Raw genomic sequence first — 16,219 nt, 5'->3', positions numbered from 1 at the left:
GCAGGAGTCATCATGCGTCTGGGCGTCCCCAGCCTCTCAGCGTTGCAGGCCTTCGAGGCCAGCGCCCGTCATCAGAACTTCGCCCAGGCCGCACTGGAACTCGCACTCACGCACGGCGCGGTTTGCAAGCGCGTGGGAGAACTGGAGAAGCACCTGGGTGTGGCACTGTTCGAGCGCGTCAAGCAGCGGCTCGTGCTCACGCCCGCCGGCGCCGAATACGCCAAGCGCATTCGCGTGCACCTCGACCAGATCCGGCGCGACACACTCGACGTGGTGCAGCAGGGCCGCGAGACGGCGCTGGAAATCGCCGTCGGGGTGACGTTCGCCGCGCAATGGCTCATTCCCCGGCTCGACGACTTTTACGCAAACACGCGCGACGTCCGCCTGCATATCCTCGGACGCGATCAACCCGTATTCTTCGACGACTGCGCGTTCGACGCGACGATCTACTTCAGCACACGCCTGTGGCCCGGCATGCCCGGCAATGCGCTCATCACCGACGATTCGCTGCTGCTCGTGGCCGCGCCGCGTCTGCTCGACGGCCGCTCGTCGCTATCGCTCGAGGACATCGCCGCCGCGTCGTGGATCTGTGCGCGCGATCTGCCGCGCGTATGGGATGACTGGCTCGCGTCGCTATGTCCGCCGCAGGCCGCCGAGGTTCGGCCGCAACGCAGTGCGCAGCGCTACGACATGTTCATCATGGCCATCAACGCCGCGGTTGCCGGTCTCGGCGTGGCATTGCTGCCGCGCGTGCTGATCGAGCGGGAACTGGCCAGCGGCGCGTTGGTGCAGGCGCACGCGCACACGCTCGCCAATCCGCAGACGATCTACTTTTCCCATCCCGCGCAGCGCAGCGACTGGGCGCCGCTGCGCCAGTTCGATGCGTGGCTGCGTCGCGCGGTGGCGTCCTATCGGGCTAGCCGCGTTGCGTACGCCGACAATTCGGGGCTTTCGCGCAACACCTGTTCGTAGAGCCCCTGGAAGCCGAGCCATGCCACATAGTCCGAGCCGAGCAGGCGGAAGACCTCGCGGGCCTCGGCATCGGGCAGCACTTCGAGCGGTCCTGACGCTTCCGCGAGCAACTGCACCTGCGCGCATCGCTCCATCGCGAGAAAGCGGTAGGCCGCGGCATCGACCGACGAGCCGACGGTGAGCAGCCCGTGGTTGAGCAATACCGCGGCGCGCTTGTGCCCCATGGTCTGCGCAATGCGACGCCCCTCCTCGGCGCCCAGCACGAGCACGTCGCCGCGAAACAGCACGTGGTCGTCATGGAACAGGCAGGCCTCCTGATTGATCGGCGCCAGTGCGCGAGCGCGCGCGGAGAATGCGCGGCCGTGGGTCGTATGGGTATGAGCGGCGGCGGTGACATGGGGCAGCGTGGCGTGAATCCCGGCGTGGATCGCCATGGCGGCGGCGTTGACGGGACCTTCGCCGTGGTGCAGGCCACCGGCTTCGTCGACCAGGATCAGGTCGTCCGGGTGGATCGAGGAGAAGTGCTGCGCGTAGCGATTGACCCAGAAGCGGTCGGCGAACTCGGGGTCGCGCACGGTGATGTGTCCCGCGATGCCTTCGGCCAGTCCAAAGCGCGCGAAGATCCGGAATGCAACGGCCAGACGCAGCTTCCGGTCGGCGCGCGTCTCGTCGAACGTCTCGAAGATGCGCGGCTTGGGCAGCGCGGCACCGAGCGGTGTGGGAATGGCAAAGGCATCGTGCGGCGGGGTCATGGTCACTCCGTGGGGTCTGGGCGCCGAGTCACGTGTGCCATCGACGGCGACGCGGTGCATCGGCAGGGCAACCCATTGTCTCCGGGCGATGAACACGCCGTCCATCGACGAAAAGTCACTGGTCATGCACCGCGCGCCAGACCGCGCCCCCGCGTCTTTACCGGCCCGGCTGGAACAATCCGTTGAGTGTGGCCCCGCTGGCCGCGCCGTCGAAACCGTCGAAGCGACCCTCGGCGAGCGCCTGTGCCGCGTGCATGAAGCCTCCCCAGGCCGCACGGGCGAGGGCGCCGCCCACGCTGACACGCCTCACGCCGAGATCGGCCAGGTCCTGCAACGTGAACGGCGAGGTCGCGCCCACCAGGACATTGACCGGTCTGGGCGCGACGGCCGTCACCACCGTGCGAATCTGTTCGGCTGACTGAATACCTGGCGCATAGAGACAGTCGGCGCCCGCGTCGGCATAGGCCTTCAGTCGGGCGACGGTATCGTCCAGGTCCGGTACGCCGGCGAAGAAATTCTCCGCGCGTCCGACGAGCAGCGTGTCGCCGCCGGTCTCGTCGATCGCGCGTCGCGCTGCCCTCAGCCGTGCCACGGCCTCGTCGATGGGGAAAAGCGGGGCGTTGGCGTCGCCGGTCGAGTCTTCGATGGACAAGCCCGCGACGCCAGTCGCCACGGCCATCTTCACGCTGTGCGCCACCTCGTCGGGCGTGCTGCCGAAGCCGCTCTCGAAGTCCGCGTTTACCGGCAGGTCGGTGGCCTCCACGAGCGTGCGCAAATGCGCCAGCACGCTGTCGCGCGTCACACCATTGTCGGGACGGCCTGTCGACCAGGCGAATCCGGAGCTGGTCGTGGCAATCGCCTGGAAACCGGCGTGTTCGAGATACCGGGCACTGCCCACGTCCCACGGATTGGGGATGACAAAGCAACCGGCCAGATGAAGTTCGCGAAACAAGGCGCGTTTTTCGGCAATGCTGCGAGGCATGATGGGTCTCCTTGGAGGGGCGCAATGCCGTTCGGGCTGCGCTCGAGATGCCCGATCATCGCGGTTTTCCGGCGCACTCGCAAGGCAAGCCCCGACGCGATTCCGATATTGGCGAATGATCGACGGTATTCGTGGGACGCGGCGGCCGACGCTTGGGCGAGGTCTGTGTAACTTCCGGTAACAGTCTGTTGAACCAACGTTGGAATAACCGCGCTTAAATTGGCGTTATGCCATCATCAGCCTCTGTCTTTTCAGGATGTCCGACGTGAATTCCCCCACTCCAACCGCGCCTTCCCCGTCCGTGCCGAAGCCGGGCATCTCGTTGTACGAGGACGAGAAGTACACGCGTGTCGCCATGGTGCTGCATTGGGCGGTGGCGTTGCTCATGCTGGGCAATGTTGCCATCGGCCAGACGATTGCGCTGCTCTCGGACGCCACCCTCGAAAAGATCGACGTGCGTTTCTGGATCGACCTCCATAAATCCATCGGCATTACCGTGCTCGGCCTGGCGATGTTGCGCGTCGTCTGGCGCCTGACGCACCGTCCGCCGCCACTGTCGCAAGTCTTTGCCTCGTGGGAGCGCGCATCGGCGCATGCGGTGCACTGGATGCTCTACCTGTTGATCCTCGCGCTGCCGCTCACCGGCTGGGCTCACGACTCCGCCTGGGTGGCGGCGTCCACGCACCTGCTGGTGCTGTTCGGCGTGGTGCCGTTTCCCCGCATGGGGTGGCTCATGGGCATGAACGAGGCGAGCAAGAACTATTGGCACGATTTGCTGGGGAACGTGCATGCCTATTGCGCATATGCGCTGTACGCACTGCTGGCATTGCACATCGGCGCGGCGCTGAAGCATCAGTGGATCGACCGTCATTCCGTGCTTCGCAGGATGTTGCCGTGAGCGTCTGCGAGCCGAACGGCGCGGCGGCCGGCGCAGCGATGGGCGTGCCGCATGCCATCGATACCGCGCGTCTGGACGCGGCCCGTGCGCGATGCTCGCCTCGTTTCGCGCGCCTTCGTACACCGCTGGCCAGCGGTGTTGTGCATGTCGGTGTGGGCGCCCTGTGGTGCCTGCTGTTCGCCCAGGCCTTCTTCCTCAGGGGGGTGTTGGCATGGGGAACGGGGGTGGCCTACGTGGTGTACGACACGGTGCTGCTGGCGTTCGTGTTCCATCAGGCGTGGCGCCTGATGCGCCCCGATCCCGATGCTGCCGCGATGGCGATGCCGACCTCCAGCGGCACCGACGCGCGACTCACGCTCGGGGTCGTGATCGCGGCGCACAACGAGGCGGCGGCGCTGCCAGTCACGTTGCGCGCGCTCATGGCGGGGCGGCGTGTTCCGGACGCGATCGTCATTGCCGACGACGGTTCGCGCGACGGCACGCTCGCGCTGCTTACGGAGCACTACGGGCTGACCGATCCGGGCGAAGGTCGTCTGAGCGCCCCCAGCGCCACATTTCCGAACTTGCGCTGGCTTCGCCTGCCGCACGGCGGCAAGGCGCGGGCGCTGAACGCCGCGTGGGTGGGCATGACGACCGACATTGTGATGACAGTCGACGCTGACACGTTGCTTGCGCCGGGCGCATGCGCGGCGATGCACGATGCATTCGTACGGCGTGCGTACCTCGTTGCCGCCACCGGCGTGCTCACGCCGGTTTGCGGGACTTCGCCCGGTGCCCGTGTCCTGCAGTTCTTCCAGACGTATGAGTACATTCGCAACTTCATTTCCCGTTTCGCGTGGATGCGCGTCGATGGCTTGCTGCTGATCTCGGGCGCGTTCGCGTGTTTTCGCCGTCACGCGGTCCTGGCAGTGGGCGGATTCGACCCGGCGTGCCTGGTCGAAGACTATGAACTCATCCACCGGCTCCGTCGCTATTCGGCCGATCATGATCTGGGCTGGGACGTGCGCGTCGTGGGCGCCGCTCAGGCGATCACCGACGCGCCCGGTACGCTCGCGAGCTTCCTGCGCCAGCGTCGCCGGTGGTTCGCGGGGTTCCTGCAAACGCAGTACTGGTACCGCGACATGGTGGGCAACGGGCGCTACGGCAATCTGGGACGCCTGATGCTGCCGGTCAAGGCCTTCGACACGTTGCAGCCCATCTATGGGCTGAGTGCCTTCGCACTGCTCGTGGCGTTCGTCTGTCGAGGGCACGCGAGCGTGGTATTGCCGGTCTCGGGCATCATTCTCGGCAAGATCGGCATCGATCTCGGCTTTCATCTGTGGTCTGTCCACGCTTACCGGCGCTGGACCGGAAACCGCACCGGCACAAGCTTCGGGCTGGCCTTCGTGGCGGCCGTGCTCGAGCCGTTCTCGTTCCAGTTGATGCGCCATGCCGGCGCGGCGCTAGGATGGGGGCACTTTCTCACCGGGCGCCGGCGGTGGGGCGTTCAGGTGCGACGAGGTATCCTGTCGGGCGAACGCGAGGCAACGGTGTCTCGCGACAACTCAATTCCCGATTAGCGCTTCGAACGTGCATTTCCCGATGATTGGATCCTTCAAGTGGTGGACGGCGGTGGGCGTGCTCGGCGGCCTGTTGAGCGTGGCCGGGTGCGGCACGCCCGTGCGCATGCGGCCCGGGCCGGATTACGCGGCAATGGGTGGCGCGGCGGAAGTGCGTGGCGACTGGGACACCGCGCGCCGCGACTTCGGGCAGGCAGTGCTCGTTGCGGACCAATCCGGATGGCCGGCCTCGCAGCGCGCGGCCATGCATTACGACTATGGGCGCGCGCTGGGCGTGACGTGCTATTACACGGAAGCCGAGCGCGAACTGAGTCTCGCCTACGATCTCGACATTCTCACGAACCGTTATCGCTATCCGGCGCTCATCGAGCTGGCGCGTCTGTCGCTGACTCAGCGCCGGTTCGCGCAGTCCGCGAAATATTTCGGACGGGCGCTCGCGACGCTCGATCGCATCGACGCGTCGCGCCATGCACCGTTCGCATACGTCGAAATGCTCGACGACTACGCGCTGGCGCTCGGCGGCGCGGGCGACGCCGAGGGCGCGGCGCGCATCATCGACCGGGCCGCGAAGGTGCGTGCGCGTCTCGACGCCGCGGACCAGCGGCAGGCAACTTCGCGCACGCCGTACGGTACCCGCTGTGGGAAGGTGGCCGGGGCTGACGAATCGACGCCGGCGGCAGGGCGTACACGATGAACCACTTGCGCGTTTCGCTGGAGCACCTGAACGAGTTCGACGAAATCGTCGACGTGCGCACACCGCTCGAATTCGACGACGACCACATTCCCGGTGCGATCAACACGCCGGTACTCAGCAACGAGGAGCGCGTCACCGTCGGCACCCTGTACAAGCAGGTCTCGCCGTTCGACGCCTCGCGGGTCGGCGCGGCCATGGTCGCACGCAATATCGCTCACCATCTCGATACGACGTTCTCGGGACGGCCGCGCAACTGGCGGCCGCTCATCTATTGCTGGCGCGGTGGAACGCGCTCGGCGTCGATGACCTTGATGATGAACATGATCGGCTGGCGCGCCCGTCAGCTCGAAGGCGGTTACAAGACCTACCGGCGCGATGTGGTGGCTTCGCTCGATGCGCTGCCGCCCCGGCTCGACTATGTTGTCCTTGCCGGGCACACCGGTAGCGGCAAGACGCGTCTGCTGCATGCACTGGCGGATGCCGGGGCGCAGACGCTCGATCTCGAGGGGTTGGCGCGGCATCGCGGTTCGTTGCTCGGCGCCGTGCCCGACCGGCCACAGCCGTCGCAGAAATCGTTCGATACGGCATTGGTTTCGGCGTTGCGCGGCTTCGATCCCGCACGGCCGGTGTTCGTCGAGGCGGAAAGCCGGCGCATCGGTCTGATTTCGCTGCCGGAATCGCTGATGACCGCGCTGCGCACCACGGCGGCGTGCATCGAGGTGAACGTCGCGCGCGACGAACGCGTGGATCTCCTGATGCAGGAATATGGCCATCTGCTCGCGCAGCCGGACTACTTTCGTGCACAGTTGCTGCGGCTGGTGCCTTTGCATGGGCGTGCCGTGATCGACCAGTGGCTGACGCTGCTCGATCGGGGGGACCATCGTGCCCTGTCGGAGGCGCTCATTGTCAGGCACTACGACCCGGCGTATTCCCGGAGCTCGCGCAAGATGTTGCAGGGCCTCGCGCAGGCGGTACCGTTCGCGTTCCACCCATCGGCGCAAGACCTGCGTGCGCAGGCGCAGGCCTTGCTGGCGATCACTTTGCCGACAGGCAGAGCCGAGCCTGCAACCGCGCCGGCGGCGTCGAGCGGGGAGCGTTGAGCGACCGCTCGAATATCCGGAAGCCGGCGGTCTCCCGTCCGCTTGCCGGTGGCCATGGCGAGAACGGTCACCGATCGAGGAACATCCTTTTTCGAATGATGGCGTGCACGCCCCAGTTACCGTTCACGACCTGCGTCACGCCGAAATCGACGGCGATCGAGAGGATCGCGGTAGCTTCGTCTTCGGTGAGGCGCTTGACCTGCATGAGGAATCGGCGCGCCTTCAGGAAGGCGTCGCGCAGCGCGCTGTCCAGCGTCGATTTCATGTAGATCTGGCTCTGGGCCTTCTGGCCGAGTTCGGCCAGGTGGTTGGGCGAGCTGAAGCCGTGAATGATCCACTCCGTGGGCGTTTCGACGAGCGGGTAGGTCAGGTCGGCATACGGCGCGCTCGCCTCGATGGCGGCCTTCTTGTGAAGGATCAACTGGACGTTGCCCGTCAATGAGCATTCGATGGCGGTGCCGCCCAGTTCGGCGTCGCCCTGCGACGCGTGCGGGTCGCCGATCGACAACAGCGCGCCGGGTACGGCGACCTTGAGGAACACGCTTGCGCCGCGCGTCACGCGCCAATTGTCGAGATTGCCCGCGTAGCTCGAGGGCGGGATCGAATCGATCAGGCCGTCCTGCGCCGGTGCCACGGCCAGCACGCCAAAGTGTGGGCGCAGCGGAATTTCCACGTTCCTGAGCGTGCGGTAGTTCTTTGTGATGCGGGTGTGATCGACCGGCACCCCGGGGTAATCGATGGTCGGATGCACAACGCCAAACGGGTCTTGCTGCGGTGTCCAGCGAAAGCTGTAGAGGGCGCGGGCCACATCGCCGTCGCCGTCTTCGTGACAGTCGATCTCGAACACGGTCACGACTTCGCGCTCGCGCGGCAGCGTGAGCATGTCCTGGTAGTGAAAGCCCCACCAAGTCGACGCATGACTGCCGAACGCCTTGCCCGCGTAGTCGGGGTTGGCGCTCGGCCGTGGGCGCAGATCGAGGATGCGGACTTCCAGCACGTCGCCCGGCATGGCGTCCTCCACGGCGATCGGGCCGGTGCAGATGTGCACACCGAACCCTTCGCCGGCGCCGCGTCCGTACACGGAGGCATCCATCGGGCCGGCGCCGCGACGATCCACATTCTTCTGCGTGGCGGTCCAGTGGAACACGCTCTGCGCGCCCGGATCGCCCTGGATCATGCGCTCCCAGTCGTCCGTCGCGTGCTGCGTCAGCGTTTCTACAGTCACCGTGTCCCCGGAGCGCACGGTCAGTACGGGCGGCAGGTCGTGGCTCAGATAACCCCAATGCACTGTGTCGCACGTGGCGCGCAGGTAATGGTGCCGGCCGTCGTCGTGCGGCACGGCACGGTATGGGTCGATATCGGCCGCGCAAGACGCTTCGACGTCTTCGCCTTCGTCGTTGCCGACGCGTTGTTCGGCACGCGCGACAGCCTGCGCGCGTTGGGCGATTCCGGCCGGCACGTCGGGATGCCCGCGTGAGATGCGCGCACGTTGCGGCAGCGCCCGCGCGCGCATCGCCTGGTCGCGGCTGGCTTTCGGCGAGAGCCCGAACCGCTCGCGAAACGCCTGGCTGAAATACGATGGATCGTTGAATCCCCACCGGTAGCAGATGTCGGAGACCGACAACTGATCGTAGGCCGGGTTGTGCAAGTCGGCAAAACAGCGCTGCAACCGGCTGTGCCGCAGATACGACGAGAAGCTGTGGCCGGACCCTTCGAACAGCTTGCGCAGATATCGATCCGAGACGTGTTCGTCCCTTGCGATGGCGCACAGCGAGAGATCGGGTTCGGCAAGGCGCGCCTGAATGCGATGGCAGATGCGCTCGAACGCGATGGCACGGGAAGTCGAAAGTCCGGGAGCGGCCTGCGGCTTGACGGCGGCCAACGCCGACGCAAGGCATTCGAGGATGACGCTCTCGACCGGCGCGAGCACATGCGGGTCGGCGTCCTGCATCGATTCGAGCCTGGCGGCCAGTCCGCCGAGCAGTCCGCCGAAGAGCGGCGCAACGCCCGCGGGCAGCTTGCACGTGCGCACGGGCGGCGCGCTGCCCAGGCGCGGCGCGATCAGCGCGTGCCGCACGTGTACCGAGACGAGACGAAACGGTGTGCTCGCCACCAGGTCGGCGCTTTCGTTACCGGGGATGCAGGCGATGTCGCCGGCCGCGAGCCGCTCGCCGTCACGGGTGCCTGGTCCGGACAACTCGGCCTGTCCGTCGAGCAGCATGATAAGCAGGAAGCCACGTTCTCCGCCCGCGCGCGCGGTGACGATCTGCGGCGTTGACGCAATGACGGACAGCTCGATACCAGCCGGCGTGCGATGCGTGAGCAACGTGCCATGCAGCGGCTGCCCCGGTGTGGGCGAGCGAAAGTGCAGGCGCGCGTCGAGCAGACGTGCCTGCCATGCCGGCCCGCGCTGATCGTGGGCGTAGGACTCGGTGGAAAAGTGCGCGCGATCCAAAACCCGGCCTCCTTCGGAAAGTGCCGGCGACGCGGCCCCGGCGCCGACGTCCTGCAATCACACATCGGGCGCCGGGGACGTCGCTCAGGCGTCAATAGTGCAAGGGTGTCAGCCGATGTGCAACTGCCCCCGCATGGCGGCGACGAAAACGAAGCCGACGAATGTGCCGACGATGGCGAAGATGCCCCCGAGTACGTTCGGCGCCGGAATCGGTGCGCGCACGCTCGTGTAGAGCACCCCCGTCACCAGTCCCACGGCCGCGGCTTGCAGTTCGGTGGCGCCCAGCGTGATTTCGACCATGGCAGCCTCCTCACGAAGCACGCGCCGAACCGACGCCGGGCGAGCCGTCGGCCGGCGGGCGTCCGAAGGTGACCGAGCGGCGCCACGCGTTCACGATCAGATAACCCAGGTACGTGAAGATGATGGCGAAAATGCCGCCGAGCACGTTCGGAGCGGGAATCGGCAAATCGAGCCAGGAATAGAGCGTGCCGGTCACCAGTCCGACGATCAGGGCCACAAGCTCGTTGCGCCCGACATAGACATATTGCATGGAAGGACCTCCTGTTGCCGCGGGCGGGGATGGGCCGCCCGCGACGTTCATGACTTCGACGATTTGGGCGGGAACATGCTGCGCGGCATGGTGCAGTGCACACCCTGGGTGCCGTCGACCACCTGCGTGACCCCGAAATCTGCCGCCACGCTCATGAGCGAATAGGCGTCGTCGCGCGACAGGCCCTGTTGGTCCGTGAGCAGATGGATCATGTCGCGCGCGGCGTTCTTGCCCGCTTCGTCAAGATCCTGGTGGAAGCCGTGCACGATCCAGACGTCGGGTGTTTCCAGCAGGGGCGACGGGAACTCGAAGTCCTTGCGCAGCACGACCTGGAACAACACGTTGAGCGACGCCTCGATGGCGGTGCCGCTGATCTCTCCGTCGCCCTGCGAGATGTGGGGGTCACCGATGGAGAAGAGGCCGCCGTCGACCTGGACCTTGTAATACATGGTCGCGCCGGCGCCGATACGCCAGTTGTCGATATTGCCGCCATGCAGGCCGGGCTCGACGGTCGAGACGCGGCCCTGAGCGTCGGGTGCGACGCCCGCCGTACCCAAGTGCGGGCGCACCGGCACGCGCACGCCGGCGAGCGCCGGTTCCTTGCAGCATTCGCGATGATCGACGACCTTGCCCGGCGTGGTGAGCTTGCCCGGATAGTCGAACGCGAACAACGCATGGGCGGTGTTCGAGCTGTTGTCGAGCTCGTAGATCGTCACGCGCTCCTTCTTGAAGTCCTCGTACAACTGCCCCCAGTGCGCCGCGACGTTGGCGCCGAAGCGAAAGCGCGGGATCATCTGGAGGTAGCGCACTTCGAGCATGTCGCCCGGCTTGGCGCCTTCCACGTAGATCGGACCGGTCATGATGTGCACGCCGGGATTGCGATCCTCGTGGGGAATCTTGTCGTAGATGGCGCGAACGGCGTCGTCCATCATCAGATCGGGCGCGTCGCCCGCATGATGGGTGACTGCCTCGGCGCGGATGAAGTCCCCGCTCTTGATGGTCAGTGCCGGTTTCTGAGTCGCGTTGAAGTAGCCCCAGTGCACTGTCTCGGGCGTTGCGCGAAGGTCGTGAAGCATGCCGTGTCTCCTGAGAATTTTTGTCTGACTGCCGCAAACCGTGTTCACGGTGAAGTCATGGTAGTGCCCGACAAAATGCACAATTAGGAGCGTTTGACATCTTCTCTGTTGCTGGGAGGAACTAACGTTTACCCCCGATACCACTGATGTCCCGATCGGCAACGGCAACGCCGCGGCGGATCGACCGTCGGTCTCAGGCGCCGAACTGGGCGATCATGCGCTGCTTCGTGTACGCCACGAAGGCCGTCGCCAGTTGCGATGGCGGGTGCTGGTTCGACGTGACGAGCGAGAAGCCCGAGTGCACCGTGGGCTCGAACGGTTTGACGACCACGCGGCGCGCCGCATAAGTGGCGGTGATCTGATCGATGATCGCCACGCCGGCGCCGTGCTCGACCAGCACGCAAATCGCCGCCGACAACTGCGACTCCGCCGACATCACCCGGTCGATCTGGCGCTCGGCGAAGATCCGGTCGATGTACATGCGCCCGTCGAACTCCTTCGGATAGGAGACGAACGACTCGTTGTGCAGGTCCTCCGGGTAAATCACGTCGCGGGACGCCAACCGATGCCCGCGCGGCAGGATGCAGCGCATGGGCGCGCGGTGCAGCGGCTCGATGTCCACGCCCGCGTGCGTGAGCGGATGGGCGATGAAGCCCACGTCGCACCGCCGCCCGACCACCATGTCCACCACGATGCTCGACGCGTGGATGAGCAGCGTGGTGCTGATGCCGGGGTGCTCGCGCATGAACCCGGTGAGCGTGGTCGGCAAGAACTCGAGCGCGAGCGCCGGCGCCCCGGCGATGTGCAGCGAGCCGCGCCGCAACGACTTGATCTGCTCGGCCGTTTGCGCAATGCGATCGATCCCGGCGAACGAACGCTCCACCTCTTCGAATAACACCATCGCCTCGGGTGTCGGATTCAACCGGCCGTTGATCCGGTCGAATAAGGAAAACCCTACGTCGGTCTCCAGATCGTTGATCAGACGCGTGACCGCCGGCTGCGAGATATGAAGCATGTCAGCCGCGCGCGTGACCGTCTGGCGCAGGATCAGCGCACGAAATGCCTCCAGTTGCCGAATCTTCATCGAATCCTCGCAAGGCTCGCCCATAACATTTGCGTATGGGTGGGTAAAAAAATGTGATTTGACCGTGGGCGAGTCGAAAATGACCCTACGAAAACAACGCAACAGTTTGAGTTTTTCTCGTAATACCGGCCCATAACATCACATAACACCGCTTCACGCAAGGAGCCTCTCGATGAAGACTGTCGTTCCCCAAACCCTTCGCAAACTCCGTCGCACCGCCGTCCTGTCGGCTGGCGTGGCTGCATTCGTATTCGGCGCTTGCCCCGCCCACGCTGACACCACGCTTTACGTCGGCGCCTACGGCGGCTCGTTCGAGCAGATGCTCAAGAAGGACATCATTCCGGGCTTTGAAAAGGCGAACCCCGGCACGAAGGTGGTGATCGTGCCCGGCGATTCGACAACGACACTCGCGAAGCTTCAGGCACAGAAGGGCAAGGCCGGCATGGACGTGGTTTTCCTCGATGACGGTCCGATGTATCAGGCGATCCAGATGGGGTTCTGCGGCAAGCTCGCCGACGCGCCGATCTATCACGATCTGTACGACATCGCGAAGTTCAAGAGCGGCAACGCGGTGGCCGCGGGCCTGATCGCCACGGGCATCGCCTACAACACGCGTCTGTTCCAGGCCAAGGGCTGGCCCGCGCCGACCTCGTGGAAGGAACTGTCCGACCCGAAGTACAAGGGCAAGCTCGTGATGCCGAGCATCAAGAACACCTATGGCCTGCATGCGCTGATCGTCGAGTCGAAGCTCAACGGCGGCAGCGACGCCAACATCGAGCCGGGTTTCCGCGAGATGGAGAAGATCGCGCCGAACGTGCTGTCGTTCGATCCGTCGCCGGGCAAGATCGCCGAGCTGTTCCAGTCTGACGAGGTTGCGATCGCGGTGTGGGGCAACGGCCGTGTCCAGGCCTTGCGCCAGCAGGGCATTCCGGTGGAGTTCGTCTACCCGAAGGAGGGCGCCGTCGCGCTCGCCATGGGGATGTGCGTGGTGGACAAGTCGGCCAACGACGCGCTCGCGCAGAAGTTCGTGCAGATGATTCTCACCCCGCAGACCCAGGCGCTGCTCGCCGAGAGCCAGGGCGTGGCGCCGTCCAACAAGAAGACGCAGTTGTCGATGGCGGTGGCCGCGCGCGTGCCCTCGCCGGCGCAGATCGACAAGCTCGTGCGCGTGGACTGGGACGTCGTGAACGCCAAGCGCGCGGAATGGACGCAGCGCTGGAACCGTCAGATCGAGCGCTGAGCGCAAGGAGACCCCAGGCGTCATGAGCACCTGCACCCCATATTTGCGTCTCGAGCAACTCGGCAAGCGTTACGGTGAAACGGCGGCGGTCGAAGGCGTCGACCTGTCGATCGCGCAGGGGGAGTTCATCTCCCTGCTCGGGCCGTCCGGCTGCGGCAAGACGACCACGCTGCAGATGATCGCGGGCTTCGTGGCACCGAGCACCGGTCGCATTCTGCTCGAAGGTCGCGATCTCACGCCGGTGCCGCCGGAAAAGCGCGGGCTCGGCATCGTGTTTCAGAGCTACGCGCTGTTCCCGCACATGACGGTGGCGCAGAACGTGGCGTTCGGTCTGGACATGCGCCGCGTGGACCCGGGCGAGAAGCGGCGTCGCGTGCAGGACGCGCTGGAGCTGGTGCATCTCGGTGCGCACGCGGGCCGCTATCCGCGCGAGCTATCGGGCGGGCAGCGTCAGCGCGTGGCGCTGGCGCGTGCGCTGGTCATCGCACCGCCGGTGCTGCTGCTCGACGAGCCCCTGTCCAATCTCGACGCGAAGCTGCGCGAACAGATGCAGGACGAGTTGCGTGCCATTCAGCGCCAGGTCGGCACGACCACCATCATGGTGACGCACGATCAGGCGGAGGCGCTGGCGATCAGCGATCGGGTAGTGCTGCTCAATGCCGGCCGGGTCGTTCGCATCGACACGCCGCATGACGTCTACGAAGACCCGCGCGCCACATTCGCCGCGCATTTCATCGGGCAGACCAATCTCATCACTGGCCAGCTCGACGTGCGCGGCGACGTGGCGGTGCTCGACGCTCAGGGGCATCGGCTCGCCGTCACGGCCGCGCATGCGACGGCCGCGGGCGGACCGGCGACGTTCAGCCTGCGTCCCGAGCGCATCCGTCTCACGTCGGCGACGGCGGGGCGGGTGGCCGGACGCGTGGGCCAGCGCAGCTTCCATGGCAATCACTGGGTCATCACGGTGGCAACGGCGCTTGGCGAGTTGCGTGTGCTCGTGTCCAACGACGGCGTGGCGGCGGCCAACGATGGCGACGCCGTCGGGCTCGACTGGGCCGACGACGCGCTGCGTCTCGTGCGGGAGGGCGCATGAACGCCGCAACCTCCACGCCTCCGGGCACGCCCGCCGTGCGGCAAGGAAAGGCGTCGCCGACGGTTTCGCCCGAGGCCGCCGGTCAGCGTCGCGCCGCATGGTCGCTGGTCATGCCCGCCACCCTGTACTTTCTCGTGCTGCTGGCGGTGCCGCTGGTGCTCACGTTCGTGTTGAGCCTGCACGGCTTCGATCCGAACAGCGGCGGCATCCTGCCCACGGTGTCGCTGCAGCATTACGTCGACATTCTCACCGACAGCTACTTCTACGAAATCTTCCTGCGCACGTTGCTCCTGTCGGTGGGCGTGACGCTGCTTTGCGTGCTGATCGGCGTGCCGGAGGCGTACTTCCTCTTTCGCATGCGCGATCCGTGGCGCTCGCTGTGCCTGGTGCTGGTGCTCGGGCCGCTGCTGATCTCCGTCGTGGTGCGCACGCTGGGCTGGTCGATCCTGCTGGGCCGCGAGGGGCTGGTGAACCTGGTGCTCACCAAGCTCGGACTGATCGCGCATCCCTTGCAGATGCTGTTCACGATGGGCGCGGTCACGGTGGCGCTCGTGCATGTGCTCGTACCGCTCATGGTGTTGTCGGTATGGACCTCGCTCACGCGGCTGGACCCCGCGGTCGCGCACGCGGCGCGTTCGTTGGGGGCGGGGCGGGCGACCGTGATGTGGCGCGTCGTGTTGCCGCAGATCACGCCGGGCATCCTGTCGGGCAGTCTCATCGTGTTCGCCCTGACGGCCAGCGCGTTTGCCACGCCGGCACTCATCGGCGGACGTCGCCTCAAGGTCGTGGCGACCACGGCGTACGACGAGTTCCTCGGCACGCTGAACTGGCCGCTTGGGGCCGCCATCGCGATCGTGCTGCTGATCGTCAACGTGGCGATCATCAGCGGCTACAACCGTGCGCTCGAAAAGCGCTTCACGCGCCGGCTCGGCTGAGGGAGGGACGATGAACCGACAAGATCCTCAGTACGACCGCAATGGTCTCGGGGCCATGGTGTTCCATGGGCTGTTCCTGCTTTTCATTCTGGCGCCGCTGGTCGTGGTTTGCCTGGTCGCCTTCACGCCCGACAACTTCCTCTCGATCCCGACACAGCACTTCTCGTTGCGCTGGTTCGCGTCGCTCATGGACGACGAGGACTTCCAGTCGGCGTTGCGCACGAGCCTTTGGCTCGGGGTGGCGTCGGCGAGCGTGTCGACCGCGCTGGCCGTGCCCGCGGCGATGGGGCTTGCACGCTACCGTTTCCCGGGGCGCGATGCGATCAATTCGTTCCTGCTCTCGCCGCTGATGATTCCGCCGGTGGTGCTGGGCATCGCGTTCCTGCGACTGTTCACGTTGCTCGACATGGGCGGATCGTTCGTGAGCCTGGTGGCGTGCCATGCGTTGCTCATCTTCCCTTACGCGTTGCGGCTGATCATGGCGGCGCTGGTGGGGCAGGCGGACGAAGCCGAACGCGCGGCACGCTCGCTCGGCGCCGGGCGCTGGACCACGTTCCGTCGCGTCACGCTGCCGGCGATCCTGCCGGGGGTCGCGGGCGGGTGGGTACTGGCGTTCATCAACAGCTTCGACGAGTTGACGGCCACGATCTTCGTGACGTCGCCCACGACGATCACGCTGCCGGTGCGCATCTACATGAACATGAGCGAGACGGTCGATCCGAGCGTGGCGGCGATCTCCACGCTGCTCATCGGACTGACGCTGGCGGTGATGCTGGTGCTCGACCGTATCTACGGATTGAACAAGGTTCTGGTTGGAAATCACTAAAAC

At 66.0% G+C, this 16,219-nt stretch carries 16 protein-coding genes; 9 read left to right on the top strand and 7 right to left on the bottom strand.

Going from position 1 to position 16,219, the window contains the following annotated elements; genetic code table 11:
- Positions 1-12: 12 nt before the first annotated feature.
- Positions 13-972: a LysR substrate-binding domain-containing protein gene (locus W930_RS26700; protein ID WP_023871688.1), complete on the top strand. Its 960-nt coding sequence runs from the start codon at positions 13-15 to the stop codon at positions 970-972.
- On the opposite strand, the gene W930_RS0108800 is transcribed toward W930_RS26700, so the two are convergent.
- Together W930_RS0108800 and W930_RS0108795 are read right to left on the bottom strand one after the other, a co-directional pair.
- Positions 909-1,724: a class II aldolase/adducin family protein gene (locus tag W930_RS0108800; RefSeq protein ID WP_023595369.1), complete on the bottom strand. Its 816-nt coding sequence runs from the start codon at positions 1,722-1,724 to the stop codon at positions 909-911. The two genes, W930_RS26700 and W930_RS0108800, sit on opposite strands and share 64 nt — an antisense overlap.
- A 157-nt stretch (positions 1,725-1,881) precedes the next feature.
- Entirely contained in the window at positions 1,882-2,706 is an 825-nt protein-coding gene (locus W930_RS0108795; protein WP_023595370.1) for an oxaloacetate decarboxylase, read from the bottom strand.
- 355 nt (positions 2,707-3,061) lie between these two features.
- Here W930_RS0108795 and W930_RS0108780 point away from each other — a divergent pair, with 355 nt between their 5' ends.
- From W930_RS0108780 to mnmH, 4 genes are read left to right on the top strand one after another with little or no spacing between them, the layout of a single operon-like run.
- On the top strand, positions 3,062-3,604 hold the full coding sequence (locus W930_RS0108780) for a cytochrome b (protein WP_235195529.1): 543 nt from the start codon (positions 3,062-3,064) through the stop codon (positions 3,602-3,604).
- Between the two features lie 38 nt (positions 3,605-3,642).
- Entirely contained in the window at positions 3,643-5,163 is a 1,521-nt protein-coding gene (locus W930_RS0108775; RefSeq protein WP_028730919.1) for a glycosyltransferase family 2 protein, read from the top strand.
- Positions 5,164-5,185: 22 nt separating this feature from the next.
- Positions 5,186-5,857 (top strand): protein prenyltransferase, encoded by a 672-nt coding sequence (locus W930_RS26695; RefSeq protein ID WP_023871684.1) that lies wholly within the window; start codon positions 5,186-5,188, stop codon positions 5,855-5,857.
- Entirely contained in the window at positions 5,854-6,957 is a 1,104-nt protein-coding gene (gene mnmH, locus W930_RS0108765) for a tRNA 2-selenouridine(34) synthase MnmH (RefSeq protein WP_023595375.1), read from the top strand. Before W930_RS26695 ends, mnmH begins: the two co-directional genes overlap by 4 nt.
- Before the next feature lie 67 nt (positions 6,958-7,024).
- Here mnmH and W930_RS0108760 read toward each other — a convergent pair whose 3' ends face one another.
- The 5 genes from W930_RS0108760 to W930_RS0108740 all read right to left on the bottom strand — a co-directional run bounded on the left by W930_RS0108760 (position 7,025) and on the right by W930_RS0108740 (position 12,122).
- Positions 7,025-9,412: an acetamidase/formamidase family protein gene (locus W930_RS0108760; protein ID WP_023871683.1), complete on the bottom strand. Its 2,388-nt coding sequence runs from the start codon at positions 9,410-9,412 to the stop codon at positions 7,025-7,027.
- Positions 9,413-9,520: 108 nt separating this feature from the next.
- Complete coding sequence (locus W930_RS0108755) at positions 9,521-9,712, bottom strand: XapX domain-containing protein (protein ID WP_023595377.1); 192 nt, start codon at positions 9,710-9,712, stop codon at positions 9,521-9,523.
- Positions 9,713-9,722: 10 nt separating this feature from the next.
- Positions 9,723-9,962, bottom strand: a complete 240-nt coding sequence (locus W930_RS26690; protein WP_023595378.1) for a XapX domain-containing protein — start codon at positions 9,960-9,962, stop codon at positions 9,723-9,725.
- A gap of 47 nt (positions 9,963-10,009) precedes the next feature.
- A complete protein-coding gene (locus W930_RS0108745) occupies positions 10,010-11,038 on the bottom strand; it encodes an acetamidase/formamidase family protein (RefSeq protein WP_023595379.1) in 1,029 nt (342 codons plus the stop codon).
- A gap of 193 nt (positions 11,039-11,231) precedes the next feature.
- A complete protein-coding gene (locus W930_RS0108740) occupies positions 11,232-12,122 on the bottom strand; it encodes a LysR substrate-binding domain-containing protein (RefSeq protein ID WP_158443193.1) in 891 nt (296 codons plus the stop codon).
- A 172-nt stretch (positions 12,123-12,294) separates the two neighbouring features.
- Between W930_RS0108740 and W930_RS0108735 the strand changes: the two genes are divergently transcribed.
- The 4 genes from W930_RS0108735 to W930_RS0108720 are packed head-to-tail and all read left to right on the top strand — an operon-like array spanning position 12,295 to position 16,216.
- Entirely contained in the window at positions 12,295-13,362 is a 1,068-nt protein-coding gene (locus W930_RS0108735) for an ABC transporter substrate-binding protein (protein WP_023871682.1), read from the top strand.
- Between the two features lie 22 nt (positions 13,363-13,384).
- Entirely contained in the window at positions 13,385-14,455 is a 1,071-nt protein-coding gene (locus tag W930_RS0108730; protein WP_023595382.1) for an ABC transporter ATP-binding protein, read from the top strand.
- Positions 14,452-15,390, top strand: coding sequence for an ABC transporter permease (locus tag W930_RS0108725; RefSeq protein ID WP_023871681.1), 939 nt, complete (start codon positions 14,452-14,454; stop codon positions 15,388-15,390). The genes W930_RS0108730 and W930_RS0108725 overlap by 4 nt, the downstream gene beginning before the upstream one ends.
- Positions 15,391-15,400: 10 nt before the next feature.
- On the top strand, positions 15,401-16,216 hold the full coding sequence (locus tag W930_RS0108720) for an ABC transporter permease (protein WP_023595384.1): 816 nt from the start codon (positions 15,401-15,403) through the stop codon (positions 16,214-16,216).
- Positions 16,217-16,219 lie beyond the last annotated feature (3 nt).

The sequence above is a fragment of the Pandoraea sp. E26 genome, from assembly GCF_000681415.1.
Lineage (GTDB): Bacteria > Pseudomonadota > Gammaproteobacteria > Burkholderiales > Burkholderiaceae > Pandoraea > Pandoraea pnomenusa.
This window is presented reverse-complemented; position numbering and strand designations above follow the sequence as displayed.